Source organism: Lysinibacillus sp. 1 U-2021 (assembly GCF_029916965.1).
Classification (GTDB): domain Bacteria; phylum Bacillota; class Bacilli; order Bacillales_A; family Planococcaceae; genus Lysinibacillus; species Lysinibacillus capsici.
The window spans coordinates 3160192-3186032 of sequence record NZ_CP123966.1; the positions used below are offsets into that span (position 1 = coordinate 3160192).

Sequence of the window (25841 nt, forward strand, 5' to 3'; positions counted from 1 at the left end):
ATCTTACAACTACTATAAAACAGCTTAAAACCCTTGATATTACTAGCCTTAACTTCTTTTCCTCTCAGAATGAACAAAATGAACAATACAACCATTACGGTCATAAACACTATTGTCGGAAAATTTCAGCTATGATAACCACATGAAAGCGTTCACACAATATTCATAGATGTTGTAGGGGGAGAACTATATGCGGATAAATTTTAAAAACTTAACAGTACAAGTATTGATCGCCATTGTGCTAGGGATTATCATCGGAGCAACATTCCCAGAATTCGGGGCAAAGCTCAAAATCTTGGCGGATATATTTATTAAACTTATTAAAATGTTAATAGCACCAATTATCTTCTTAACAGTCGTAATCGGCATTGGTAGCATGGGGGATGTCAAAAAGGTTGGTAAAATTGGTGGAAAAGCTTTAATTTATTTTGAAATTGTTTCAACTTTTGCCCTTGCAATTGGCTTAATCGTTGTCAATATTGTTCAACCAGGTAAAGGTTTTAATACAGATGCAGCAAGCGGTGCTGATGTTTCACAATATACAGACGCTGCGGCTGCAGAGCATGGTTTAGGTGCATTTGTTATGCAAATTATTCCTGAAAATGTAGTTGGTGCTTTAGCAAATGGTGAATTATTACCAGTCTTGTTCTCAGCTGTTTTATTTGGACTAGCTGCGGCGGCGATTGGAGAACCAGCTAAACCTGTTATTAAATTTTTCGAGCAAGTTGCAGATATTTTCTTTAAAATCGTTAACATGGTGATGAAAATTTCTCCTATTGGTGCGTTTGGTGCCATGAGTTATACAATCGGAAATTTTGGACTTAAATCATTAGGAAACTTAGGATTTTTAATGCTATCTGTTTACATGACAATGTTCATTTTTATTGTTGTGATCATTGGATTGATTACCCATTACTTCGGCTTTAGTATTTTTAAATTTATCAAGTACATTAAAGATGAAATCTTTATCGTTATCGGAACATCTTCATCTGAATCTGCATTACCTTCCATGATGCGTAAGCTTGAAAACTATGGTTGTTCAAAGCAAGTGGTAGGGCTAGTGATTCCTACAGGCTATTCATTTAACTTAGATGGAACATCCATTTACTTATCAATGGCTGCTATCTTTATTGCGCAAGCCTATGGTGTGGATTTAGATGTTTGGCATCAAATTACGTTATTAGCCATCTTAATGCTTACTTCTAAAGGGGCAGCTGGTGTAACAGGCTCTGGCTTTATTACACTTGCAGCAACATTAGCAGCATTCCCGATGATCCCAGTAGAGGGGATTGCCCTTTTAATCGGCGTCGATCGCTTCATGTCAGAAGCACGTGCAGTTACAAATCTAATTGGTAATGGTGTAGCAACAGTGGTCGTGTCAAAAATGGAAAAAGAATTTGATACAGAGCAGGAAAAGCGTGCTCTGTCCGGTCATACCCAAATGTCCTAAAATGAAAAGGGCTGCTGAAAGTAAAGAATTTGCTACTTCAGCAGCCCGTTCTTTTATTTATAAAGAGGCAAGTAGATAAAAAACACCGTAGAGCTAGTTTCTTGAAACCTCATCGACTACCTCCTCGTATAAATAATGACTGGAGGTTTCTTTATGACAACTTTTACACTTACCTATCCGAAGGGCTTTAAAAGCTTCACAGATATTCCAATCGTGAATGAACACAACGAAACAGTATGTGTACTTCAAAAAATGGAGCGTACCTCTGCTGGTAAAGTACTGAATGCTGTCTTGCTGGTAGCTGCACAGCAAACATTACCGTACCGTTATGAGACACGAACTACATTAGGTGCACCACTTTTTCAAGTACAATCTACCCTGTTAACAAAAGGAGTCAGCCATCAAATTGTTATGCCTGATGGCAGCTTGATACCCATTCAACGGAAAACAGTGCAATTATTAGAATCCTCTTATTCATTTACAATGGACGATTTAGAATTTCGTTTTGAAAAGGATTTTACCTCTACTGCTTATTTATATTGCAATGATGAAAAGATTGCGAGTGCAAGCTTTATTGAGACTGAGCTAATAAAGATAGGTATACAGTTTAAGCTTTTCCAAGCAGATGATATGCGCTTTGTTGCACTCCTAGCAACTCTTTATCAAGCTCTCTTTGCAACAACTACATAGCTGCTTTAAACATGTCAAAGGCATCGAGCATTAAAATCTCGATGCCTTAATCCTATGTTATTTTTCTACACAGCTAATTTATTTTTTCTCGTTGGGCATTTAATATGTTAATAACATAGGAAGCATTTTGTGATGCTTTTGCTTGTACAATCTTCTTGATGGCTTCTTCCATCCTTAAAGCTAACTCAAGTGCCTCATGCGTAGCGCCCTTTATCGTTGTTTGTATGGTAATGGTTGTTCGATTTTCAATAACTAAATATTCATATACGTCAAAAGCTTCTAAGCCCGCAATTAAATCTTCCATCAAAAGGTTCATATCATCCCCCATTATCTTGTTGTTATCAAGCAAGGAGGTAAACTCCCATCTTTCAAAAACTATGGGATAGTCCTTTAAGGGCGACGTTTTTAAAGCATTTTTTGCTATGGATTCCATATCTTTTTTAATTGACTGGAAATAGTCTTCTCCGCCTACAACTTGGATTACTAATTCCTTTTCTTCCGTCGTTTTAACGTCAATGCCGACATACTTTTCAAGTAGCTTATCCTTCAATCGAGCCAGACTCAACTCTTCATTTGTTATAAGCGATTGAGCCTCTTTATTTGCTTCTGACCTTTTCTCTCCTGCAAATTTATCAAATAGGACCAACATAGATATAATGACTACCAACAGTCCGATGACAAGCCCAAACCGTTTACCCATTGAATCCCTCCTGATAGGAAGGTATGTCCCCTTTTACTACAATATTCGCTTTTCTAGCTTGAAACAGCACATACTTTTCATACTAAAATGCAGTGTCCATACAGTATCTCCACTCTTTATAATTGAATTTGTATCGCTTATTTTTCCCTATATATTCCGGGACGCGAAATAAATTTGCTTTGTTTTGTCCTTTCTGTGTCATGCTTCTCAAAAAGGAGTACACTTAAGAAGTAGTAATTCTATCATTATGGAGGGTTTTAAATGGCATCAAAAGCAGCGGATATTAAAAATATACTGACATTAAATCTGCTTGTACAAATCTTAGAGGAACGTGGCATTATGACAGATAAAGAACTAAAAGAGCGTCTCACTAATACAGTAAAACTATCTTCGATGGAGAATGATTTAAAGGAAAAAGTCCTTGAAGAAATCAAACATTAATGGATTTTACCTCATCAAAAAACGACCGCTTTCTGAAAGCGGCCGTCTGAATCAAAGCTTTAAGTTTAGGATCGAATTGTTTTCAAAGCAGTTGACCATGGCACAAGCTGATCTAACATTTGATGAACTGAATCTGCTTGCACCTCTTTTGGTTTAAAGACAGAGCCGTTTTCAAAATCAGTAAATAATGATAGTGCTGGATGTACTCGAACATCTGCAACTAGCAATTCTCCGAGAATTCCTCGTAGATGCTCTGCTGCACGCGCACCTCCAACAGAACCATAAGAGACGATACCAGCAGCTTTATTGTTCCATTCAACTCGTAAATAATCTAATGCATTTTTTAATGCACCTGTAATGGAGTGATTGTACTCAGCAACAATAAAGACAAAGCCGTCACAAGCTGCTACTTTTTCTGACCATGCAGCTACCCCAGAAGTATCTCCACCTGGTTCCCCTAAAAATGGTAATTTAAATTCAGCGATATCAATAATTTCATATTCCGCATCACGACGTTTTTCCGCAACTTCCTTTACCCAAGCTCCAACTTGTGGGCTTACACGACCTTCTCGCGTACTTCCTAAAATAATACCGATTTTTAACATATGACGCCTCCTCTTATCATCCATTCTTGTGACTCCATCACGGTTTATCGTACGTGTTCGCCACTCGTAACCATTTTGGTCAGAAAAATATCCCTTTATTCATCACCCGTTAATTAGCTCTGAATAGTTAGAATTGAATTATCTCTAATTCAAGATTAAGGTATCATCAACCATTCTTTCCTGTCAAATATTTAATCTAGAGGGATAAAGAGGATTATTTTGTTTTAATGGGCTGCTCCAATGCCTCTAATTCCTCTTCAATAGAGGCGTATTGTCTTTCCACAACATACTTGGCATCTGACAAGGCAGCATTATAAATATAGGGGGCAATATGCTCCTTGATAAAATCTAACATACGTTCAGCTTCAAATTCACTAATGTCTTCATCACGCTGATTATAAAAAAAACGTTGAATATCAGCAAGAATCATTTCCTGCTGATCTTTAGATAAACGAATAAACAAGACAACTCTCTCCACTTCTGTTAATCAATTTTATCTACATCTTATCACTGTTCATAGATTCCTTGCATTCAAAAAGGCTGAAACACTAGTACTGCTAGCGTTCAGCCCCATCTCATTGTTTACATTCAAATGAGTAGCTAGTGGATAAAAAGTTTTTCTCCTTTGCTACAATTGCTTGTCCACCATCATCTTCACATTGCTGTGTCATTGCATCGATTTTCTTATCATTGACCATATTGGTCATCACCGTCATACCAATACCAAAAACAACGATGAATAAACCAATCATGATCCATAGCTTGCCTGCTTTATTACCAGCTGGTCTTTCATTAGCCATATTAGTTCCCTCACTTATACAAATAAAAATGGTTCTGTATGGATCGTTGATTGGATGAATTCAACCAAGTATTTTTTATCCTCACATAGTTCAGCCATTTTTTTTGCTACTCCTGCAATCATTACCTTTTCTACATGATGACCAGGATCTACTATTTGCAGATCAATGGCTTGTGCGTCCTGAGCTGTATGGAAGTACATATCGCCTGTTAAGAAAACATCAGCTCCTGCACGTTTTGCCGCATAGATATATTTATTACCATCTCCACCAACAAGCGCAACCTTGCTGACCTTCGATTGTAAATCACCCACTACACGCACAGCTGGCACATCTAGTTGCTGTTTAACGAATTCAGCAAATTGTTGTAACGTCATGTCTTTTGTTAAGTAACCTACACGCCCTAATCCCATCACATTTGTTTGCTGCTCAAGACGTATTACATCATAGGCAGGCTCCTCATAAGGATGGCTAGTAAGCATGGCCTTTAACACGCGGCCTTTAATGGATTCAGGAAAAACAACTTCTACCTTTACTTCTTCCTCCACATGTAATTCACCAACAGAGCCAACGAACGGATTAGCTCCTGCTAATGCACGGAACCGACCTTCTCCAGTCGTTGTATAACTACATGCTTCATAGTCGCCAATACGACCCGCCCCAGCTTTTGCAAGCGCCTCACGTAATGCTTGGGCATTAGCAGTTGGTATAAAGACTGCCAGCTTCAACAAATTCTCAGCATACGTTTCTTCTAATATTGAACGGTTTTTTAGCTGTAGGGCATCTGCTAATAAATCATTTACCCCACCTTCGGCTACATCTAAATTTGTATGAGCGGCATATACAGCAATATCGTGTTTAATGAGCTTTTCATATAAGCGCCCTGCTGGATGATCTGTGCGGATATTCGCTAGGCGTCTAAAGATTGGTGGATGATGTGCGATAATCAGCTCACAGCCTTTTTCTATTGCCTCATTTGCCACGGCTTCAGTGACATCTAACGTCACCAAAACTTTACTTACAGGTTTGTTGAGGGTCCCTATCGCTAGTCCAATTGGATCATTGTCCATACAAGCTAGTTTTTTGGGCGACCATGCTTCGAACACTTGAATAACTTCTTGGCCATTTACCGTTTTCATCTTACAAAACTCCTTCTACTAAATGTATCAGAGCCGTTAACTCTGCACGTTTTTCTTCAATTTCAGGTGTTTGTTCTGCTCCTTCAATGGATTGTAGTACACGTTGCCAATTGTCTTTTTCACGCAACCATTTTTTCGTAAATGCTGGTGATTTACGCAGGCTTAGCTTAGGTCCAAACAAAATCTCGGCTGTAGAGAGCTCCATTTGCCCTCTTTGTAACACAAGGATTTCATAGATTTTATCATCTTCCTCTAAAATCTCTTCATCAAGAATCGCCCATTGATGTGCTAAAGCCCACTCACGGATAACCTTGGCGTGAATATTCGGTTGTAGGATTAGACGTGTGACACCTTGAAGCTTTTCTGGATGCTTCTCTAGAATGGAAACAATTAATGGTCCACCCATGCCAGCTATTGTCACCGTATCCACATGGTCAGCTTCTTCGATCGCTGCTAAACCGTCTGCAAGGCGTACTATAATTTTTTCAGTTAAGTTTTCCTTCTGTACTTGTCCTACCGCCGATTCATAGGGTCCTTTTACAACTTCCCCTGCTATGGCATATGAGGCAGTCCCTTTGTGAATTAAATAGCATGGTAGATAGGCATGGTCACTACCAATATCCGCCATGACTGCTCCTGTAGGAACAAATTTCGCTACTGCTTCTAATCGCTTTGAAAGTTTTTGTGCGTTCATTTTTATACCGCCTATCTTCAATAGAGTCCATTAATAGTATGGATGATGTCGTGAAAAAAAACAAATGGAGTTGTCTCACATTTCTATGTGGACAACCCCATCTTCATGATGCTTAAATCTAAAAAGTAGCTGTACTATTTCAGTACAGCTACTTGTCAGTTTTACTATTCTAAAGTAGAAATGTATTCAGCGATTGCTTTTGCTTCCTCTTCAGTTTTCATGTTTGGTTGCATTGGAGTACCTTCGATACCCTTTGTTAAAACTTCTACGATATGTGCTTCATCTAAGCCATGTAGATTTGGACCCATACTACCAGTTAAGTCACCACCATGACAACCGATACAAGATTGTACTAGTGCTGAACCATCAGCTTCTGCATCTGTTGTTTCTGTAGTAGTTTCGCCACCACCCTCATGTTCAGCAGCAATTTCTTTCTTGTTATCTGCACCTTGTAAAGACATGAAGAAAATAAGACCAATACCAAATGCCAGAATTAAGATGTAAGGAACGACTGGATTGTTTTTCATAAGTTTCCCCTCCTCATTTTAAGTCTACTTCTATTATAATATAGAATCAGTCAACATCTAATATTGTACTTCATTAACAAAGAAACGAAAAGCCCTATTCGCTAAGTTTTCCTTTGTTTGTAACAAATTCGACATTTCTGTATCTATTGGATAAAATATGTCTTGCCAACATCCAAAATTGGTCAAATTTATCCTTTTATACAATTTCTTTTTCATTATATTTATGCTGTTATCATACCCTTTTCACTCATTGATATACCCAAAATTAAAAAATCTGTACGTTTTTAATGAGCGTACAGATTTTGAATCTTCTGAGGTAAAAACTTTAACATGATACTGACCCTATTATAGATAAATTGTCACAAATTATGGTTTTATATAAACACTAAAGTTCAATTAAGTTTCTAACCTGATTTAGTAGATGGAGTTCCTTGTACATCGATAGAAATACCATTTGCTAAATCAGGATAAATTTATGATATAGTATCCAACTAGTGCTATTAATCCTAAAGCACCTGAGACTGTGAAATATAGAAGTTTCATTTTAATACCTGACAAAAGCCAAATGACACAATTTGCTGCAATCAAGCAAAATAAAACCGTATTATTTCCACTAAAATATGTAGTACAAATTCGGATCGACATACTAAATAACAGGATGGCCGCTAGTACATGAAAAATGGGAGCTAGTAGATGTTTTTTTCGAGCCATTTGCCAGGCAGCAATAAATAAGATGCATGCACCTACTCCCACGATTACTGTAAAAATCAATGTGAAAGATTGCATTGTAAAATAGAGTGCCAAAACAGCCATTATGGCGATACATAGACCCACTACCAATAGGATCATTTTTCTTTTTTCTGATGGCAAGACCGCTTGTTTAGGATGTTGCACTGGTTCTAACTCCTCTATGTCAGCCCCCTCTGTATAAAGAGCTGCTAAAAAGTCACAATAGTGCTCAGGTAAAAGTTTATTTTGCTTCCAAAACAAAATTTCATTAAGGATTATTTTTTTTCGAGGATTTGTCATAGTGTTAGCTCCAAACATTGCTTAATAATGGTTGTATTACAATTTTATCTCACACTATTTGAAAACACATCTGTATAAAGTCGCAAATCTAGCATTTCCCTCATTCTAATTATCTATGATTGCCTAACATCGATAGGTGAATAGCAGGGCTAATTTCTTTTTGTTGACTTTTCAATTCTATAAAAAAGGAGCTATACCAATTAGTCATTTTCTCACTACTTGGATAGCTCCAGCTATTTTAAATTTTATTCTAAGAAATCTTTTAAACGTTTACTACGAGAAGGATGGCGTAATTTTCTTAGAGCTTTCGCCTCGATCTGACGGATACGTTCACGCGTTACGCCAAAGACTTTCCCAACCTCTTCTAATGTACGTGTGCGACCATCGTCTAACCCAAAACGTAAACGAAGTACGTTTTCCTCACGGTCTGTTAACGTATCTAGTACATCTTCTAATTGTTCTTTTAACAGTTCATAGGCTGCATGGTCGGAAGGAGATTGTGCTTCTGAGTCCTCGATAAAGTCTCCTAAATGGGAATCATCTTCTTCTCCAATTGGTGTTTCAAGAGATACTGGTTCTTGTGCAATTTTTAAAATTTCACGTACTTTTTCAGGTGTTAAATCCATTTCCTCTCCAATTTCCTCTGGAGAAGGCTCACGACCTAAATCTTGTAAAAGTTGACGTTGTACACGTATTAATTTATTAATGGTTTCGACCATATGGACAGGAATACGAATCGTACGCGCTTGGTCAGCGATGGCACGTGTAATCGCCTGACGAATCCACCATGTAGCGTAAGTCGAGAACTTAAATCCTTTACGGTAATCGAATTTTTCAACAGCCTTAATAAGACCCATATTTCCTTCTTGAATTAAGTCAAGGAATAGCATTCCACGACCAACATAGCGTTTTGCAATCGATACTACTAGACGTAAGTTCGCTTCCGCAAGGCGTTTACGTGCTTCCTCGTCCCCTTGCTCAATACGTTCAGCAAGTGCAATTTCTTGCTCAGCAGATAATAAATCTACTCGGCCGATTTCTTTTAAATACATACGTACAGGGTCATTGATTTTAACACCTGGTGGCACACTCAAATCATTTAAGTCGAAAGTTTCTTCGTTCGCTTCTTCTTTCATTAGACTTTCTTCTTCAAATTCTTCTTTTCCAATGATTTGAATATCTTTATGCTTTTCAAGATCCTCAGCAAAATGGAAAATTTCTTCATTTTCCAATTCATAAGGTGTTAGTTTCTCTGAAATTTCTTTCATTGAAATTTCACCCTCTGTTTTTGCTTTTTCTTGTAGGAATTTTTTTGCATCATCTAATGTAATTTCTACTTCTATCTCTTTTGAACGTTCTGACTTGTCCGCCATAAACCTTCCTCCTTCTAAACAACCGAATCGGGTTAAATCGCCGATAACGATTTTCTTAAATGAATAATCTGTTGGGCGATTTCAAGTGCACGTGCATACTCATGCATCTTCTCCGCTTCCTTTGACTCATGCATCTTTTGATAAATTTCTTGCTCAATTCTATATTTTTGAAGCTGACGGATAGAGTCCATAACCTCTGCCTCTGCTTGATCAGGATCTCGCTCAACTAAAGCCGCTTCCATGACAATTTTTCGTAATTCAGCGTCATCCAAAATTTCCACAAAACGTTGATAATCAGGATGACCATACTCCTCATAAAATCCAACTAAGCGAACAAAAACTGCCATATAGGCATCTCGTACAAATGGCTCTTTTTGCTCACTACGTAATACCCTGTCCACTACATCTATATTATGAAGCATATGAGCCAGTAATAAACGTTCGGCACGTTCGGCTGCGTCCATAGGCTTTTGTTGTTGCGTGACTGGCATTGAAGGTATCTGTGTAGGCATTTCTACTTTAGCAGAACGTACCTGATTAGCCTCCAGTTTTCGGAATTGGGCATAAATGGCTTCTTCCGAGATGTTTGTTTCATTTGATAGCTGTCGTATATACAAATCTCGTTCAACTGGTGAAGATCTTCCCACTAGCTGCTCAAGAACTTCTTGAATATATTGAAGCGTATCGTTTTCAAATTGAAAGTTCTTATTGCGTCTAGCATGCATCATCATAAAAGCAATATACGCATGAGGTTTTTCCAAAATTTGTTCCTTAAATGCTTGTCCACCTAAAGTGTGAATGTATTCATCAGGATCTAATTTTTCTGGCAACACGGCAATATCAACTTTCATTCGCTCTGTATGCAGTAGCTGCGCCGCTCGTTTCGCTGCATCAAATCCAGCATTATCACCATCATAGCAAATCGTAATTTGCTCTACTAAGCGCTTTAGCTTTGTGATATGCTGATTTGTTAACGAAGTACCCATTGTCGCAACAACATTCATGACACCTACAGAGTTGGCTGCTAAAACGTCCATAAATCCTTCCATCAATACTACTTGACGATTTTTTCTGATAGAAGTTCGTGCTTTATCTAGGTTATACAGCACTTCACTTTTTTGGAAAATTGGTGATTCTGGACTATTTAAATATTTTGCTTCCTCACCATTGGATGAAAGGATACGTCCTGAGAAGGCAATAATTTTACCATTCTCATCTCGAATAGGAAACATGATACGTCCTCTAAAACGATCAAAATAACGCTCTTCTCCCTCTCTTTTGATGATTAAGCCACTTTCGGCAATTTCTTGTAAGTTATAACCTTTTCTTTCAAGCAATATTGTTAATGCATCAAAGCTTGGGAGAGACCAACCAATGTTATTAGATTCGATAAGTTCCCTTGTAAATCCTCTTTCTAGCAAATAATTTAAAGGTTCTTCACCATCTTCTGTATTCAACAGTAAATGATGAAAAAAATCTGCTGCAAAAGCGTGTGCTTCTTTCATCCTTTCTTCCGCTTTAGATATCTTTTTCGTTCCTCCAGGGAAACTTGGCTCAACATCTAAGTGTATGCCAACACGTTCCCCAAGTTTCACAACTGCATCAGGAAAAGAAATGCCTTCAATATCCATTACAAAAGTAATGGCATTGCCCCCTGCACCACAACCAAAGCAATGAAAAATTTGCTTGTCTGTAGATACAGAAAAAGACGGTGTTTGCTCTCCATGAAATGGACAGAGACCAAACCAATTTCGCCCACGCTTAGTAAGCTGCATGTATTCACTAATAACATCAACGATATCTGATTGTGTGCGAATCTGCTCAATTACTTCTTCTGGAATCTTCCCTGCCAAATCCATCACCATCTTTAATATTTGCGTTCTAGAAACACAATTCGCTATTCGTTTTAAAATTCCTTTATTTCTCGACAAAAAATTAGGATTTTTCTCTTATAAATATTTTTACCACAATTTTATTATTATAAAACAAAAATTAGTTTTTATCTATACCATTTTCAAAATCCACTCAAAAAAACCGCCTCTGCTAACCGAGGTGGTTTAAAATTCTATCCTTATTTACAGGTCAAAATATGTTCGATAATCGTATTTGCTGTCTCTTCAACAGCTTTATTTGTCACATCGATAACTTGACAACCTATTCTACCGACAATTTTTTCAAAATGCTGAATCTCATCAAGAATTCTTTCATGCTGTGCATAGATAGCATCATCATTCAAGCCGAGAGACATTAATCTTTCTTTCCGAATTGAGTTTAACTTCTCAGGGGAAATAATCAATCCAAAGCATTTTTTAGGGTCTATCTGTAATAGCTCTTCTGGTGGTTCTACCTCTGGCACTAAAGGTACATTCGCCACTTTATATTTTTTATGGGCTAAATATTGTGATAGTGGTGTTTTAGAAGTTCGTGATACACCAACTAGTACAATATCAGCCTGTAATAATCCTCTTGGATCTCTACCATCATCATATTTTACCGCAAATTCAATCGCTTCAATTTTTTTGAAATAATCATCATCCAGCAGATGAACAATACCAGGCGTTTCTAATGGATTTTCTTCCATAAAAGCTGCCATTGATTGTAAGGCTGGCCCTAAAATATCAACAGCCTGAATTTTTTCTTGTTCACATAAATCATGTAATAATTTACGCATTTCTTGGCGAACAAGTGTATAAACAATAAACGCTCGCTGTTGCGAAGCAAGAAAAACAATTTTACGGATAAGCTCCTCTGATTGAATATGTGGAAATCGACGAATCACAGTATTTTCAAGACCCGGTCGGAACTGGCTAATAACCGCTTTTGCAACTTGATCACCAGTTTCACCGACAGAATCAGATACAACAAATACGCGTAGTCTTTTCATGCAGCTCTCCTTCATTTAGACATTTTGTGCAAGAGATAAGAAAGCCCGTGTAATCGTTGTTTTTGTAAGACGACCAACAATCGTTAAACCACCCTCTTGCGGTTCAACTACTGGTAGTGAATCAACCTCACGTTCAATAAGTTTGTTCGCTGCAACAATTAAAGAATCTGATCTTTCACAGTACGAAATATTTGGCATACGCGTCATAATAATATGTACTGGAATTTTATTCAAATCCTGCGTGCCAATACTTGTACGCAGTAAATCTTTGCGAGATAGTACGCCTGTCAAAAACTCATTCTTATCTACGACAAAGAGTGTACCAACATCTTCTGAAAACATAAAGCAAATTGCATCATAAACCGTCATTGTTTCAGGGACAACTACTGGCCCTGAATGAAAATCCTTCACTTTTAAATTGTGAATACTATCTATTAATGTAACAGATGCCTTCTTACCTGAATAAAAATAACCAACCCTTGGTCTTGCATCCAGAAATCCTGCCATTGTTAGGATTGCTAAATCCGGTCTTAGAGTTGCTCTTGTCAGATTGAGACGTTCGGCAATATGTTCCCCCGTAATAGGGCCATTTTCTTTCACAATTTGTAATATGTCTTCCTGACGTTTATTGAGTTCGATTGGACTCACCGCCTCAAATCTAATAGTGTTATACTTATGCTCAATTATTATATACTATTTTAATAATTATTGCGAATTAAAGAACTACATGCTACAATATTGACACATACGCTTGCTCTATCTGTATTTTCGAGCAAATTGCGTTATACAGGCGATGATGGGAAAAAAGTATCTGTTCCATTCTATAGCGAGTAGAAGATGGTGAAAGTCTACACAGCAACAGAGAAAAGGCACTCCCTGAGCTAACTTTTTGAAAAGAGGTTTTAAACTACTCGTTTAAAACAATCAGGGTGGAACCGCGGGTATTAGCACTCGTCCCTGGGCATACAATGTGCCCGGAGACGGGTGCTATTTTCATTTAGTTGCAACTGAATGAAAAAACTATGGCGTTTTTACCGCTAAAACAACGTATTAAAAATTTAAAGGAGGCTATTTTATGGTTAACAAATCAATGGAAACCATCGTATCTTTAGCGAAGCATCGAGGCTTTGTCTTCCCTGGTTCTGAAATCTACGGAGGTTTAGCAAACACGTGGGATTATGGTCCACTAGGTGTCGAATTAAAAAATAATATTAAAAAAGCATGGTGGCAAAAGTTTGTTCAGGAATCTGAATACAATGTAGGTATTGATGCTGCTATTTTGATGAATCCAAAAGCTTGGGTTGCTTCTGGTCACGTAGGAAACTTCAATGACCCAATGATCGACTGTAAATCATGTAAGGCCCGCCACCGTGCAGATAAAATTATCGAAGACGCTGCATTAGCGAAAGGCGATGAAATCATTGTTGATGGTATGACATTCGACCAAATGAAAGAAACAATGATTAAATATGACGTAGTATGCCCTGATTGCGGAAAGGCTGATTTCACAGATATTCGCCAATTCAACCTCATGTTTAAAACATTCCAAGGTGTAACGGAATCCTCTACAAATGAAATTTATTTACGCCCAGAAACGGCACAAGGTATTTTCGTGAACTTTAAAAACGTTCAACGTTCTATGCGTAAACGTACACCATTTGGTATCGCACAAATCGGTAAATCTTTCCGTAACGAAATTACACCGGGTAACTTCACATTCCGTACACGTGAATTCGAACAAATGGAGCTTGAATTCTTCTGTAAACCTGGCGAAGACCTTGAATGGCATGCATATTGGAAAGAATTCTGTAAAAATTGGTTACTAAACCTAGGCATGAAAGAAGATTCGATGCGCCTTCGTGACCATGAGGATGATGAGCTATCTCACTACTCTAACGCTACAACAGATATCGAATTCAAATTCCCATTTGGCTGGGGAGAGCTTTGGGGTGTTGCAGATCGTACAGATTACGACTTAAAACAACATATGGAACACTCTGGTGAAGATTTCACTTACATTGATCCTGTATCAAATGAACGTTATGTTCCTTATTGTATTGAACCATCATTAGGAGCTGATCGTGTAACATTAGCTTTCCTGTGTGATGCCTATGATGAAGAGGAACTAGAAGGTGATGATAAACGTACGGTTTTACGTTTCCACCCTGCTCTGGCTCCATTTAAAGCTGCTGTACTACCACTTTCTAAAAAATTATCTGATGAAGCTACAGATGTTTGGGCTGAACTGCGTAAAGCCTTCCCTGTTGATTTTGATGAATCACAATCAATTGGTAAACGTTACCGTCGTCAAGATGAAATTGGTACACCATTCTGTATCACATATGATTTTGATTCAAAAGAGGATGGCCAAGTAACAGTACGTCATCGTGACTCTATGACACAAGTTCGTATGCCTATTGCTGAAGTAAAAGCATATATTGAAAAACACCTACAATTCTAATCACTTAAATGCTCAAAAAAGAGGGGGTAGCCAGCAGGCAACTCCCTCTTTCTTATGCTTTAAATGTTGAAAATAAGCGCTCTTGCATTTTTTCCTCGAATGAAAACTTTTTCATGCTCAAACCTATTAAGCTCACTAATAGCTCCTCAATATCCGCTAGTGAGTAATAAAGGAATGTACCTTCTCGCATTGGACGAACCCGTTTGTCAAAAGTTAGTTCATCTTCAATAAAGTAAGCGACATTAACATCACAATGTTCCATCAATTGTGTAATACGTTGATCATCACCTGGGTTTATAAAGAATGGCACAATTTTATCAATATACAAAATACTTTGAACAAGCTTAATGAAGAAATTTTCACGCAACGATGTCTCCACAACTAATATGGTCGTTTGCTCATGTTGATAATCCATATATAAAACGTTTAATTGCTCCTCTAGTAGCGTTTTTAAAATACCAATAGAATTGCGATACTTTGTCATATCCGTTTGGATTTCCCTTGTTAGTAAACGTAAAATACGAAAGGCTGGCAGAAAAATTTTTAAGACAATTTCTTTAGGATGTAAATGGTCAATTAATTTATTAAAATGAATTCTCAGATTATTTTCGTCACAGCGGATTAATTGCTCTACAAATAAGTTGAATATCTCTTCAAAGCTATTCGCTCGATAGTCGATCATTTTCGTAATTTTCACACTATAGTTCAAAGGTAAGTTCATTGATTTTTGCTCATCTAACAATCTTACTTTTGGTAATGTAGGAAATAAATCATAAACAAGCTCTACTTGTGCACTGCGATTATCGGATAACATAACAACAGAGTTTACTGGGTAAATCCCTAAACATTCTACAAATTTATGCATAAAGCTCTCATTATATAAATGTCGATCTCTGTATAAGACAGCTAAGGCATCTGTAGCACCATAGCCAACATGATAGACTCTCTTGGATGTCATCGCTGAATATACATCAACAATTTGTAATAATTGTACACCCTCACTCATATCATCCGCACAAAGTTGATTTGGATAGCCCTTTCCCGCAAAACGTTCATGATGATCTCGTGCCAAGTAGGCAATGTCTTTCTCGTTATGTTCCATGAGTAGCTCGTAGCCTTTTGTTGTGTGCGTCTTTACAATATCGAACTCATCTTCAGAGAGTTTACGTTTCAGATTTAATATTTCTTGGGGTATAAAAACCTTCCCGATATCATGGAACAGGTAGCCCCTAGCTAATGTTTCAATATCTGTTAAACCTAGGTATCTAGCAAAAATCGTACCTAATACAAACACATCAAATGAATGGACAAATGAATACTCGTCCCATTCCTTTAAACGCATAAGTAGCTCATAGCGATGTTTTTTCTCCAAAATCTTTTCAAAAACACCTCTTACATAAGCCGTATCCTGTATGCTTTTAAGAATTTGTCCATAGCGTAATTCGTGCACGACATTCTCCAGCGTTGTCATAAAAAGCTGACTAACTGTCTCTTTATAATCATCCACAGGATCTCTTTTTTCAATTAATGGGGCAAATAGATCTTCATATTCTCTTGTTCGTTGAGCACTTAAATCATGGACAATTCGAACTGAATCAGATGGCAAATAGACAGATAATTCATCTACTTTACGAAGTTTAAGTAAGGCAATAATTCGCTCCGTTAAAACTAGATCCTTTTTAGCCAATAAACGATACTCTGAAAAAATATCTTCTGCTAATATATCATTTGCTTCAACTTCATGAATACTTAAGGTTACTTTTCGTAGCATATATTTTGCCACATACGCAATGTACTAAGCACTATGTGACTCCCTCCTTCTTCCATAGGACTGCGCTATTCTGATAAACGTATAACAATACGTTTTGCTGATAGAGGCTTTTATATTTCATAGGCATGTCTAAAGTGATCTAGCGTACATCAGTTTCGATGGAGATTAAACGACTTAATTATATTTAAAAAATATAATTACCATTATCTATACCATTTACAATATCATAGGTTAAAATGCCTTTTCAACTAGTATATGGGTCTCAAATGAACAGTTTCTACCACTTATATAATGAAAACTAAACAAAAATACAAATCTTTTTACCTATTTGTTCGCTCGACTTGCATGTATTAGGCACGCCGCCAGCGTTCGTCCTGAGCCAGGATCAAACTCTCCATAAAAGAAATTTGATTAGCTCAAATTGTTTTGCTGGCATCATGTTTGATGTCCAAAATTGTGTTTCGTTCACTAGTGAAACTAGCTACTTAAAACTTTATTGATTACGTTTTGCTTGTTCAGTTTTCAAGGTTCATGTTCTTTATTTCGTCGTCATCTCTTGGCGACTCATTTATAATATCAAGATTCTAAAACAAAGTCAACACTTTCTCCAAAAATATTTTAATACAATATATATAAATGTTTCAAAACACAATTATGGTTAAAATGCTCACTATTTAATTGATTAATATTGCGAAGTGTTTCTAAAATATCACCTATTTATAAAAGCAAAATATAGCACTTTGCGTAGCGTACATCTCTTACCTTAAAAAAATAGGCAAACTACATAATATAGTTTGCCTGTCTATCTATTAATTAGTTATGATACGTGAAATATAAAAGCTGCGATTTTTCCCTAAATCAAAAATTTCCCCTGAATGAATTAATTTAATAAGTGGTCGTGTTGGAGCAAATTTATTTACAAACATTACTTCTCCACGTTCTAAATTAGAAAGTTCTACAATTGTACCTATCGGTAGATCTGCAACAATATCAATTAACGCACGTACAACTTTAATATCAAATTTACCAAACTCAGATTCATTAATCATTTCTATTACTTTAAATGAAGATTGCTTCGTTCTATATACTCGTTCACATGTCATAGCATGAAAAACGTCTGCAACAGCAATGATTTGTGCAAATATAGAAATATTAGCGATCTTTTCGTTCTTCGGATATCCACTACCATTTAAACGTTCATGGTGTTGAAAGATTGCTTCTTTCATCGTTTCTTTTAAAATGGTCAAATCTTTCACCATACTATGGCTATAAATCGGATGTTTATAAATCTCATCATATTCTTGCTCTGTTAATGGTGTCTTCTTATCCCTGATACGAGGATGTACTTTAGCCATACCACAATCAGCCAATAAACCACCGATGGCTACTTGAATAGTAGTTCCTCTATCATAACTAAGTTTTTGAGCAATAACTGAGGCAATCAAACCAGTTGCTACACAATGATGATACAGGTAGTCTTTAGGATTTGAATACTCATTTAAATCAAAAATAATAGTACGGTCTTCTAGTACCATCTCTACTAAAGGTAAAATAATTGTTCTGGCCTTTGCAATATCTACCTTAGCTCCCGCTTCCCAGTTTTTAAATTCTTTTTTAAACTGTTCAACAGAATGATTATAGATTTTCCTGAAAGTTGGAATTTCTTCTATTGTAACTTCGACATCGCTCTCATTCTTTTCTACACGAATATCATTTTCACTTTTGTAAACGGGGACGGTGAAAATATTAAATGCGTGAAAAACTTGCAAGTGTACATATGAAATCATTGTATCTTTAAAAATAATCGGATACTGTGTATTAGCAAATATATCTTCAGAAATTACCTTGCCAACACCTAGCTCTGAAATTGGAACATGTATAGTTTCCACAGAATGAACACCTCTCCACTATTTCTTGCTTCAAAATAAGGTATTTCCATTTTATCATGGAATTCAAAATAATTACTTATTTTTCATTATTTACGTAAAAAAACCGATGACGACATTCAATAATGTCATCATCGGATTATATTATTCTTCGACTTCCTCTTCGTCTTCTAAAGATTCTTCCGCTTTTTCCACTTTAGCGACAGTTGCAACCAATTCGTCATCTCCAAGTCGAATTAAACGTACACCTTGCGTACTGCGCCCAATTAATGAAATATCATTCACATCCATACGGATAAGCATACCATTAATAGTTATAAGCATTAAATCCTCAGAACCATCGACGGTTTTTACAGCCACCATTGGACCATTCTTATCTGTAATCTGGATAGTTTTCAGTCCTACTCCACCACGACTTTGTAAACGATAGTCCTCTTCAGAAGTACGTTTACCATAACCTTTTTCAGTTACTACTAAAATTTCTTGCCCTGGTTCAACAATCTCCATACCAACTACTTCATCACCATCTCGTAGCTTAATGCCTCGAACACCACCAGCTGTACGGCCCATAGATCGAATGTCGTCTTCTTGGAAACGAACGAGCATACCATCGCGAGTACCAATAATCACTTGTTTCTCTCCATCTGTAAGACGTACCGAAATAAGATCGTCGTCTTCTCTCAAGCTGATTGCGATTAAACCATTTGTTCGGATGTTAGCAAATTGTGATACAGGGGTACGTTTTGTAATACCTGTTTTTGTGGTAAAGATAAAGTAAGCATCTTCATCAAACGACGCAACACGAATCATAGCTGTTACTTTTTCGCCTTTTTCTATATTAAGCAAGTTTACGATTGGTAACCCTTTAGCAGTACGACCGAACTCAGGAATTTCATATCCTTTTGCTCTAAATACTTTACCTTTAGACGTGAAGAATAAAATTGTATCGTGGGTAGAAGTATTCATTAGATGCTCTACAAAGTCGTCTTCATTTGTACCCATTCCTTGTACACCACGACCACCACGCTTTTGACTACGATATGTATTCGCAGCTAAACGCTTGATATAGCCATTATGTGTTAAAGTAACAACTGAGTTTTCAACAGGAATTAAATCCTCATCCTCAATCATTTCAATTCCACCTGATGTAATCTCAGTACGGCGCGTATCATTAAAACGTTCTTTCAACTCTAAGATTTCAGTACGAATAATATCTACAATTTTCTCTTCATCTGCTAATATTGCCTTTAATTCAGCTATAAGAACTTGAAGCTCTTGATATTCTGCTTCAATTTTTTCACGTTCTAAGCCACTTAATCGAACGAGGCGCATATCTAAAATAGCTTGAGCCTGACGCTCCGATAAGCTAAAGCGTTCCATTAATTGAGGTTTTGCTTCTTCACCACTACGTGAACCACGTATAATAGCGATTATTTCATCAATATGATCGAGTGCGATTCGTAAGCCCTCTAAAATGTGAGCGCGGTCTTCAGCTTTTCGAAGATCAAACTCTGTACGACGACGAATAATTACTTTTTGGTGTTCTAAATAATGGTATAGCATTTCTTTTAAGCCTAATACTTTAGGCTGACCATTTACTAAAGATAGCATATTGATACCGAAGCTAGATTGCATAGCTGTTTGTTTATATAAATTATTTAGTACAACATTAGCATTTGCATCTTTACGAACTTCAATCACTACACGCATACCACGACGGTCTGATTCATCACGTAAATTTGTGATTCCATCTATTTTTTTATCACGTACAAGCTCTGCAATTTTTTCAATGAGCTTAGCCTTATTCACTTGGTAAGGCAATTCATGAATAAGAATTGTTTCCTTACCATTTGCTTTTTGCTCAATTTCCACTTTCGCCCGGATGATAATGGAACCTCGACCAGTTTCATAGGCTCTACGAATACCACTACGTCCTAAAATTAATCCTCCAGTGGGAAAATCAGGACCAGGAATGATTTCCATCAGCTCTTCAGTCGTAATGGCTGGATTTTCAGAAAGTGCTATAACAGCATCAATTGTTTCGCCCAATTGATGCGGAGGAATATTTGTTGCCATACCTACAGCAATCCCTGCAGCACCGTTGACTAAAAGATTTGGATAGCGACTTGGTAAAACTATTGGTTCTTTTTCTGATCCATCATAGTTGTCTGTATAGTCAATTGTATCTTTATTAATATCACGGAGCATTTCCATTGCTATTTTAGACATACGTGATTCTGTATAACGCATGGCTGCTGCGCCATCACCATCAACAGAACCGAAGTTTCCGTGACCATCAACAAGCATATAGCGATAGCTAAAATCTTGTGCCATACGTACCATTGCATCATAGATGGAAGAGTCACCATGTGGATGATACTTACCCATGACATCCCCAACGATACGCGCTGACTTTTTGTAGGCTTTATCTGCTGTATTACCTAATTCCTGCATCCCATATAAAATACGACGATGAACTGGTTTTAATCCATCACGTACATCAGGTAATGCACGTGATACAATTACACTCATTGCATAATCAAGAAAGGATGTTTCAATTTCTTCTGTGATATTAACTCCTTTAACACCGGAGCGTTCTTGTTCTGACAAAGTGTAGACCTCCTCTCAAGAAAAATTAGATATCTAAATTAGCGTATACGGCATTTTCCTCTATAAATTGACGACGAGGTTCAACTTCATCGCCCATTAAACGTTCAAATGCTTGGTTTGCTTTAATTGCATCATCTAATTCTACTTGTAATAATGTGCGGTACTCAGGATCCATTGTTGTTTCCCAAAGCTGCTCAGCGTTCATTTCACCAAGACCTTTATAACGCTGCACATTTGGCTTTGGCATTTTTGGTAGCCGTTCTAAAATTTCTTTTAATGTCTCTTCATCATAGCAATACTCAATATGTTTACCTTGTTTCACTTGATAAAGTGGTGGCTGTGCAATATAAATATAGCCTGCTTCTATAAGTGGTCGAAGGAAACGGAAGAAGAATGTTAAAAGTAATGTACGAATATGTGCCCCATCGACATCGGCATCTGTCATGATAATGATTTTATGATAACGAGCTTTCTCTAAATTAAACTCCTCACCAATCCCAGTGCCAAATGCTGTTATCATCGCACGGATTTCCGCATTCGATAAAATTTTATCTAGTCGAGCTTTCTCAACGTTAAGGATTTTACCACGTAAAGGTAAAATTGCTTGGAAGTGTCGATCACGTCCAGATTTAGCCGAACCGCCGGCAGAATCACCCTCAACAATATAAATTTCACAATCAGCTGGGTTAGTAGAAGAACAATCTGCTAATTTACCTGGTAAGCTTGATACTTCGAGCGCATTTTTACGACGAGTAAACTCACGTGCTTTTTTCGCAGCTACACGAGCACGGGCTGCCATCAGTCCTTTTTCCACAATCTTTCGTGCAACCGTTGGATTTTCTAGCATAAAACGCTCAAAGCCATCTGAGAACAAAGAATTGGTAATTTGACTTACTTCTGAATTCCCTAACTTTGTTTTTGTTTGTCCTTCAAATTGCGGATCTGGGTGTTTAACAGAAACGATAGCTGTTAACCCTTCTCGTACATCCTCACCTGTAAGATTAGCGTCAGATTCTTTTAGTAATCCACTTTTTCGTGCATAGTCATTAATAACGCGTGTAAGGGCTGTTTTAAATCCTGACTCATGTGTACCGCCCTCATACGTATTAATGTTATTGGCAAATGAAAAAATATTAGAAGAGAATCCAGCGTTATATTGCATAGCAATTTCTACTGTGATACCATCCTTCTCTCCAAGAACATCAATTGGATCATGGATTGGCTCTTTAGATTGATTTAAATGTTCAACATAAGAACGAATACCACCTTCATAGTGGTATGTTGTTGAGCGAATCTCTTCTTCACGTTCATCAGCAATCGTAATCTTAATACCACGATTTAAATAAGCCAATTCTCTAATACGATGAGCTAAAATATCATATTCATAAACAGTTGTTTCCTTAAATATTTCTGGGTCAGCTTTAAAACGCGTTGTTGTACCATTATGATCTGTATCACCGATAACTGTTAACTCTTGAACTGTTTTTCCACGTTCAAATTTTATTTCATGGATATGACCTTCACGATGTACTTGGACAATTGTTTCAACAGAAAGTGCATTTACTACTGATGCTCCAACTCCATGAAGCCCTCCAGAAACTTTATAGCCTCCACCGCCAAATTTACCACCAGCATGTAAAACAGTCATAATAACTTCAACAGCTGGCTTACCCATTTTTTCTTGAATACTGACGGGAATACCACGACCGTTATCTTCTACACGAATCCAGTTTTCTTTTTCAATTGTTACTTTGATATCTGTACAAAATCCTGCAAGTGCTTCATCGATACTATTATCAACAATTTCCCATACTAAATGGTGAAGCCCTTTAGAGCTAGTTGAACCGATATACATCCCTGGTCTTTTACGTACTGCTTCTAAACCTTCTAATACCTGTATCTGATCGGCCTCATAAGCTTGGTTTTGTAAACCTTCGTTCTCTATAGCCACGGCTTTCATCTACTCCTTCATAACATCATTGTGTGTAAATGAATGAACAGTCAACCGAGCTGACTATTACCATTCTTTTTGTAATCTAAAAAACTACCCTGGCTAACTTCTTTCAATCGCACCTTGTTTCACGTGGAACAGTTGAGCCTGTTCCATCGTTTCATGATGAATTCCCTCCACACTAGTGGTTGTAACAAAGGTTTGGACTTCACCCTGAATGGTATTTAATAAATGCGATTGGCGATAATCATCGAGTTCCGATAAAACATCATCTAAAAGTAGTATGGGTGTTTCATTTATTTCTTGTTTAATTAATTCAATTTCAGCAAGCTTTAAAGACAATGCAGTAGTACGCTGCTGTCCTTGTGAACCATAAGTTTGTACATCATAGCCATTCACTAAAAACTGTAAATCATCTCGGTGTGGACCAACTAATGTCACGCCTCTATCAAATTCACGTTCTCTCGCTTCAATTAATTTTTGATGTAAAGTATTTTCAATTTCACTAGTAGAGTGCTCTTTTTCAATACCAGCTACCGTACGATATTTTATAACCAGTGTTTCCTTACCTTGCGATATACCTGCGTGTATGGGTTCCGCCCACTCCTGCAATAAATCCATAAATTGAAATCTTTTACGAATAATTTGGGTAGCAGCGTGAATATATTGTTCATTGTAGACCTCATACATCACATCATTGGACATGGACTTCCCTTGGTTCATTTTTAAAAAATGGTTACGTTGTTTTAAAACTTTTTGAAAGGTTAATAAATCATGTAAATAGACAGGCGAAATTTGCCCAATCTCCATATCAATAAAACGTCGACGTATTTGCGGACTTCCCTTTACAACGTTCAAATCCTCTGGCGCAAACATAACGACATTCATTTGACCAATATAATGACTAAGGCGACTTTGCTCTATATGATTTATCTTGCCCTTTTTACCTTTCTTTGTAATCGTAAGTTCGATCGGTAAAATACCATGCCTTTTTTTAACGGCCCCTTCTATTTTACCATAGTCTGAATCCCAACGTATCAATTCTTTATCGTTCGTTGTTCGATGGGACTTAGCCATTGCTAAAACATAGATGGACTCCATAACATTTGTTTTTCCTTGTGCATTTTCACCAATGAAAACATTAATTTTTGGAGAGAAGTTTAAAGCTAAGGCATCATAGTTACGGTAATTTGTAAGTTTTAATTGCTCAATATACATAATTTATTGTCCAGTTGGTCCTATAATTTGAAAACGACCACATCCAGGAATATTTATAATATCTCCATTACGTAATTTCCGACCTCGACGATCGTCTACTTCTCCATTTACATATACAGCATGTTCTTGTAAAAACCACTTGGCCATTCCACCTGAACTAATGGCATCAGTAATTTTTAAAAGTTGCCCTAACGTGATGAACTCCTCATCAATTTTAATGTCCTGCATAGTGTGTTCCCCTCCGAATACAGACTGTCTATCTCTCTATCATACCTAAAATTACGTCATAAGTAAAAAAAGATAGTCACTATGAGCGACTATCTTAACAGATCTTATATTCTTTAGTAAGTTCGTACAGGTAAAATTAATTGTAAAATAGCATCATCATGAACGGAACGTAAAATAAACGGTCTCATTGCCCCAGTAAATTGAATAACCACGTCTTGTCCATCTATTGCTTTTAATGCTTCCATCATATATTTTGCACTGAATGAGATTTTCAAACCATCCCCTTCTAATGCTTCCACAGGAATTTCTTCTTGTACTTTACCGATTTCAGGGGAATTAGAAGAAACCTCAACTGCTTGGTTATCTAGGATTTCAAAACGGACAACATTATTACGATCTCCTCGTGCAACAAGTGATGCACGGTCAATAGCTTGCAATAATGATTTACCATTAATTGTTACATTTGTTTGATACTCTTCAGGAATTAAACGAGTTGTGTCAGGATAATTTCCTTCCAGTAAGCGAGAGAAGAATAATACATCACCAGTTTTAAATAATACTTGCTGACTTGTAATAACGATTTGGACAAGATTTGTAGAATCTTCAAGTACTTTATTTAATTCATTCAAACTTTTCCCTGGAATTACTACACTATGTTCAACTTCTGGTAAATTTTCGAGTTGTACTTTTCGTCTTGCTAAACGATGACTATCTGTTGCAACACAGATTAATGTTTCATTTTTGATCTGCCAGTTTACACCTGTCAACACGGGTCTACTTTCTGAAGTGGCAACAGCGAATACTGTTTCACGGATAATTGTTTTTAAGAGATCAGCAGGAATAGTAAATTTTTGATCTTCTGTAAGCTCTGGTAATAAAGGATACTCTGCTGCATCTGAGCCAATTAAATGGAATTCCGATTTCCCTGAACGAATATGCGTTTGGAAACCAGGTGTTACTTGTATTTCAACATCGTTTGTTGGTAATTTACGTACGATTTCATTAAACATACGTGCTTGTACAACAATTGAGCCTGTTTCTGTAATGTGAATAATTTGCTGTCCATCTTCCTCTACTGGAATAAATGTTTGAATAGTTATATCTGCATCACTACCAGTTAAGCGGATACCTTCCTCTGTTACGTCAATTTTAATCCCAGTTAAAATCGGAATAGTTGTTTTTGAACTTACTGCTTTCATGACATCATTTAAACCTTCTAATAAACGGTCACGTAAAATATCAAATTTCATTCGTTTTCCCTCACATATTTATATTATTTATTTATATAAAATAAAAAGATATAGTAATAGGTCCTGTGGATTTGTGGATAAGTGTATTTTTATGAATAAAATCAGTCTATCCACATGTAGATAGACTGTGTATAAGT

General features: G+C 36.9%; 23 protein-coding genes. 4 read left to right on the forward strand and 19 right to left on the reverse strand.

Annotated features, from left to right (window positions below):
- Positions 1 to 190 precede the first annotated feature (190 nt).
- Both QH639_RS16375 and QH639_RS16380 read left to right on the forward strand, forming a co-directional pair.
- Complete coding sequence (locus QH639_RS16375) at positions 191 to 1450, forward strand: dicarboxylate/amino acid:cation symporter (RefSeq protein WP_131520567.1); 1260 nt, start codon at positions 191 to 193, stop codon at positions 1448 to 1450.
- A 153-nt stretch (positions 1451 to 1603) separates the two neighbouring features.
- Positions 1604 to 2140: a tubby C-terminal domain-like protein gene (locus QH639_RS16380; protein WP_281114828.1), complete on the forward strand. Its 537-nt coding sequence runs from the start codon at positions 1604 to 1606 to the stop codon at positions 2138 to 2140.
- Between the two features lie 73 nt (positions 2141 to 2213).
- Here QH639_RS16380 and QH639_RS16385 read toward each other — a convergent pair whose 3' ends face one another.
- A complete protein-coding gene (locus QH639_RS16385) occupies positions 2214 to 2840 on the reverse strand; it encodes a hypothetical protein (protein ID WP_131520565.1) in 627 nt (208 codons plus the stop codon).
- A gap of 261 nt (positions 2841 to 3101) precedes the next feature.
- Between QH639_RS16385 and QH639_RS16390 the strand changes: the two genes are divergently transcribed.
- Positions 3102 to 3281: a hypothetical protein gene (locus QH639_RS16390; RefSeq protein ID WP_054550103.1), complete on the forward strand. Its 180-nt coding sequence runs from the start codon at positions 3102 to 3104 to the stop codon at positions 3279 to 3281.
- Positions 3282 to 3346: 65 nt separating this feature from the next.
- Here QH639_RS16390 and QH639_RS16395 read toward each other — a convergent pair whose 3' ends face one another.
- From QH639_RS16395 to ccpN, 11 genes are all read right to left on the reverse strand, one after another.
- A complete protein-coding gene (locus QH639_RS16395; protein WP_048392202.1) occupies positions 3347 to 3886 on the reverse strand; it encodes an NADPH-dependent FMN reductase in 540 nt (179 codons plus the stop codon).
- A gap of 214 nt (positions 3887 to 4100) precedes the next feature.
- Positions 4101 to 4349: a DUF2164 domain-containing protein gene (locus QH639_RS16400; RefSeq protein WP_048392201.1), complete on the reverse strand. Its 249-nt coding sequence runs from the start codon at positions 4347 to 4349 to the stop codon at positions 4101 to 4103.
- A 112-nt stretch (positions 4350 to 4461) separates the two neighbouring features.
- Positions 4462 to 4686 (reverse strand): hypothetical protein, encoded by a 225-nt coding sequence (locus QH639_RS16405; RefSeq protein ID WP_048392200.1) that lies wholly within the window; start codon positions 4684 to 4686, stop codon positions 4462 to 4464.
- A 14-nt stretch (positions 4687 to 4700) separates the two neighbouring features.
- Positions 4701 to 5822 carry a Nif3-like dinuclear metal center hexameric protein gene (locus QH639_RS16410; RefSeq protein WP_131520564.1) on the reverse strand — a complete coding sequence of 374 codons (1122 nt, stop codon included), beginning with the start codon at positions 5820 to 5822 and terminating at the stop codon, positions 4701 to 4703.
- A gap of 1 nt (position 5823) precedes the next feature.
- Positions 5824 to 6516 (reverse strand): tRNA (adenine(22)-N(1))-methyltransferase, encoded by a 693-nt coding sequence (locus QH639_RS16415; protein WP_131520563.1) that lies wholly within the window; start codon positions 6514 to 6516, stop codon positions 5824 to 5826.
- Positions 6517 to 6680: 164 nt separating this feature from the next.
- Positions 6681 to 7043, reverse strand: coding sequence for a cytochrome c550 (gene cccA / locus QH639_RS16420; RefSeq protein WP_016993532.1), 363 nt, complete (start codon positions 7041 to 7043; stop codon positions 6681 to 6683).
- Between the two features lie 462 nt (positions 7044 to 7505).
- Positions 7506 to 8072 (reverse strand): hypothetical protein, encoded by a 567-nt coding sequence (locus tag QH639_RS16425; protein WP_131520562.1) that lies wholly within the window; start codon positions 8070 to 8072, stop codon positions 7506 to 7508.
- 245 nt (positions 8073 to 8317) lie between these two features.
- Positions 8318 to 9445, reverse strand: coding sequence for an RNA polymerase sigma factor RpoD (gene rpoD, locus QH639_RS16430; protein ID WP_004227165.1), 1128 nt, complete (start codon positions 9443 to 9445; stop codon positions 8318 to 8320).
- Between the two features lie 32 nt (positions 9446 to 9477).
- Entirely contained in the window at positions 9478 to 11310 is a 1833-nt protein-coding gene (gene dnaG, locus QH639_RS16435) for a DNA primase (RefSeq protein WP_081011013.1), read from the reverse strand.
- 206 nt (positions 11311 to 11516) lie between these two features.
- On the reverse strand, positions 11517 to 12329 hold the full coding sequence (locus QH639_RS16440; protein WP_004227157.1) for a pyruvate, water dikinase regulatory protein: 813 nt from the start codon (positions 12327 to 12329) through the stop codon (positions 11517 to 11519).
- Positions 12330 to 12344: 15 nt separating this feature from the next.
- On the reverse strand, positions 12345 to 12977 hold the full coding sequence (ccpN, locus tag QH639_RS16445) for a transcriptional regulator CcpN (protein ID WP_004227151.1): 633 nt from the start codon (positions 12975 to 12977) through the stop codon (positions 12345 to 12347).
- A gap of 427 nt (positions 12978 to 13404) precedes the next feature.
- On the opposite strand from ccpN, the gene QH639_RS16450 reads away from it, so the two are divergent.
- A complete protein-coding gene (locus tag QH639_RS16450) occupies positions 13405 to 14790 on the forward strand; it encodes a glycine--tRNA ligase (RefSeq protein ID WP_237898268.1) in 1386 nt (461 codons plus the stop codon).
- 52 nt (positions 14791 to 14842) lie between these two features.
- Here the strand turns inward: QH639_RS16450 and QH639_RS16455 are convergent, their stop codons facing one another.
- The 7 genes from QH639_RS16455 to dnaN all read right to left on the reverse strand — a co-directional run bounded on the left by QH639_RS16455 (position 14843) and on the right by dnaN (position 25704).
- Positions 14843 to 16561, reverse strand: a complete 1719-nt coding sequence (locus tag QH639_RS16455; RefSeq protein WP_131520561.1) for an HD-GYP domain-containing protein — start codon at positions 16559 to 16561, stop codon at positions 14843 to 14845.
- Between the two features lie 809 nt (positions 16562 to 17370).
- Entirely contained in the window at positions 17371 to 18450 is a 1080-nt protein-coding gene (locus QH639_RS16460; RefSeq protein WP_131521710.1) for an HD-GYP domain-containing protein, read from the reverse strand.
- 141 nt (positions 18451 to 18591) lie between these two features.
- On the reverse strand, positions 18592 to 21057 hold the full coding sequence (gene gyrA, locus QH639_RS16465; RefSeq protein WP_131521711.1) for a DNA gyrase subunit A: 2466 nt from the start codon (positions 21055 to 21057) through the stop codon (positions 18592 to 18594).
- A gap of 25 nt (positions 21058 to 21082) precedes the next feature.
- The gene (gene gyrB / locus QH639_RS16470) at positions 21083 to 23017 is read right to left on the reverse strand and encodes a DNA topoisomerase (ATP-hydrolyzing) subunit B (protein ID WP_131521712.1); all 1935 of its coding nucleotides are present in this window, start codon (positions 23015 to 23017) and stop codon (positions 21083 to 21085) included.
- Between the two features lie 93 nt (positions 23018 to 23110).
- Complete coding sequence (recF, locus tag QH639_RS16475; RefSeq protein ID WP_237898972.1) at positions 23111 to 24226, reverse strand: DNA replication/repair protein RecF; 1116 nt, start codon at positions 24224 to 24226, stop codon at positions 23111 to 23113.
- Between the two features lie 3 nt (positions 24227 to 24229).
- Complete coding sequence (gene yaaA, locus QH639_RS16480; protein ID WP_131521714.1) at positions 24230 to 24454, reverse strand: S4 domain-containing protein YaaA; 225 nt, start codon at positions 24452 to 24454, stop codon at positions 24230 to 24232.
- Positions 24455 to 24567: 113 nt separating this feature from the next.
- Positions 24568 to 25704, reverse strand: coding sequence for a DNA polymerase III subunit beta (dnaN, locus tag QH639_RS16485; protein WP_131521715.1), 1137 nt, complete (start codon positions 25702 to 25704; stop codon positions 24568 to 24570).
- Positions 25705 to 25841 lie beyond the last annotated feature (137 nt).

Coding starts and splice junctions, on each gene's coding strand:
- QH639_RS16375 (WP_131520567.1), top strand. CDS start 191: ATGCGGATAAATTTTAAAAACTTAACAGTACAAGTATTGATCGCCATT.
- QH639_RS16380 (WP_281114828.1), top strand. CDS start 1,604: ATGACAACTTTTACACTTACCTATCCGAAGGGCTTTAAAAGCTTCACA.
- QH639_RS16385 (WP_131520565.1), bottom strand. CDS start 2,840: ATGGGTAAACGGTTTGGGCTTGTCATCGGACTGTTGGTAGTCATTATA.
- QH639_RS16390 (WP_054550103.1), top strand. CDS start 3,102: ATGGCATCAAAAGCAGCGGATATTAAAAATATACTGACATTAAATCTG.
- QH639_RS16395 (WP_048392202.1), bottom strand. CDS start 3,886: ATGTTAAAAATCGGTATTATTTTAGGAAGTACGCGAGAAGGTCGTGTA.
- QH639_RS16405 (WP_048392200.1), bottom strand. CDS start 4,686: ATGGCTAATGAAAGACCAGCTGGTAATAAAGCAGGCAAGCTATGGATC.
- QH639_RS16410 (WP_131520564.1), bottom strand. CDS start 5,822: ATGAAAACGGTAAATGGCCAAGAAGTTATTCAAGTGTTCGAAGCATGG.
- QH639_RS16415 (WP_131520563.1), bottom strand. CDS start 6,516: ATGAACGCACAAAAACTTTCAAAGCGATTAGAAGCAGTAGCGAAATTT.
- cccA (WP_016993532.1), bottom strand. CDS start 7,043: ATGAAAAACAATCCAGTCGTTCCTTACATCTTAATTCTGGCATTTGGT.
- QH639_RS16425 (WP_131520562.1), bottom strand. CDS start 8,072: ATGACAAATCCTCGAAAAAAAATAATCCTTAATGAAATTTTGTTTTGG.
- rpoD (WP_004227165.1), bottom strand. CDS start 9,445: ATGGCGGACAAGTCAGAACGTTCAAAAGAGATAGAAGTAGAAATTACA.
- dnaG (WP_081011013.1), bottom strand. CDS start 11,310: ATGGTGATGGATTTGGCAGGGAAGATTCCAGAAGAAGTAATTGAGCAG.
- QH639_RS16440 (WP_004227157.1), bottom strand. CDS start 12,329: ATGAAAAGACTACGCGTATTTGTTGTATCTGATTCTGTCGGTGAAACT.
- QH639_RS16450 (WP_237898268.1), top strand. CDS start 13,405: ATGGTTAACAAATCAATGGAAACCATCGTATCTTTAGCGAAGCATCGA.
- QH639_RS16455 (WP_131520561.1), bottom strand. CDS start 16,561: ATGCTACGAAAAGTAACCTTAAGTATTCATGAAGTTGAAGCAAATGAT.
- gyrB (WP_131521712.1), bottom strand. CDS start 23,017: ATGAAAGCCGTGGCTATAGAGAACGAAGGTTTACAAAACCAAGCTTAT.
- recF (WP_237898972.1), bottom strand. CDS start 24,226: ATGTATATTGAGCAATTAAAACTTACAAATTACCGTAACTATGATGCC.
- yaaA (WP_131521714.1), bottom strand. CDS start 24,454: ATGCAGGACATTAAAATTGATGAGGAGTTCATCACGTTAGGGCAACTT.
- dnaN (WP_131521715.1), bottom strand. CDS start 25,704: ATGAAATTTGATATTTTACGTGACCGTTTATTAGAAGGTTTAAATGAT.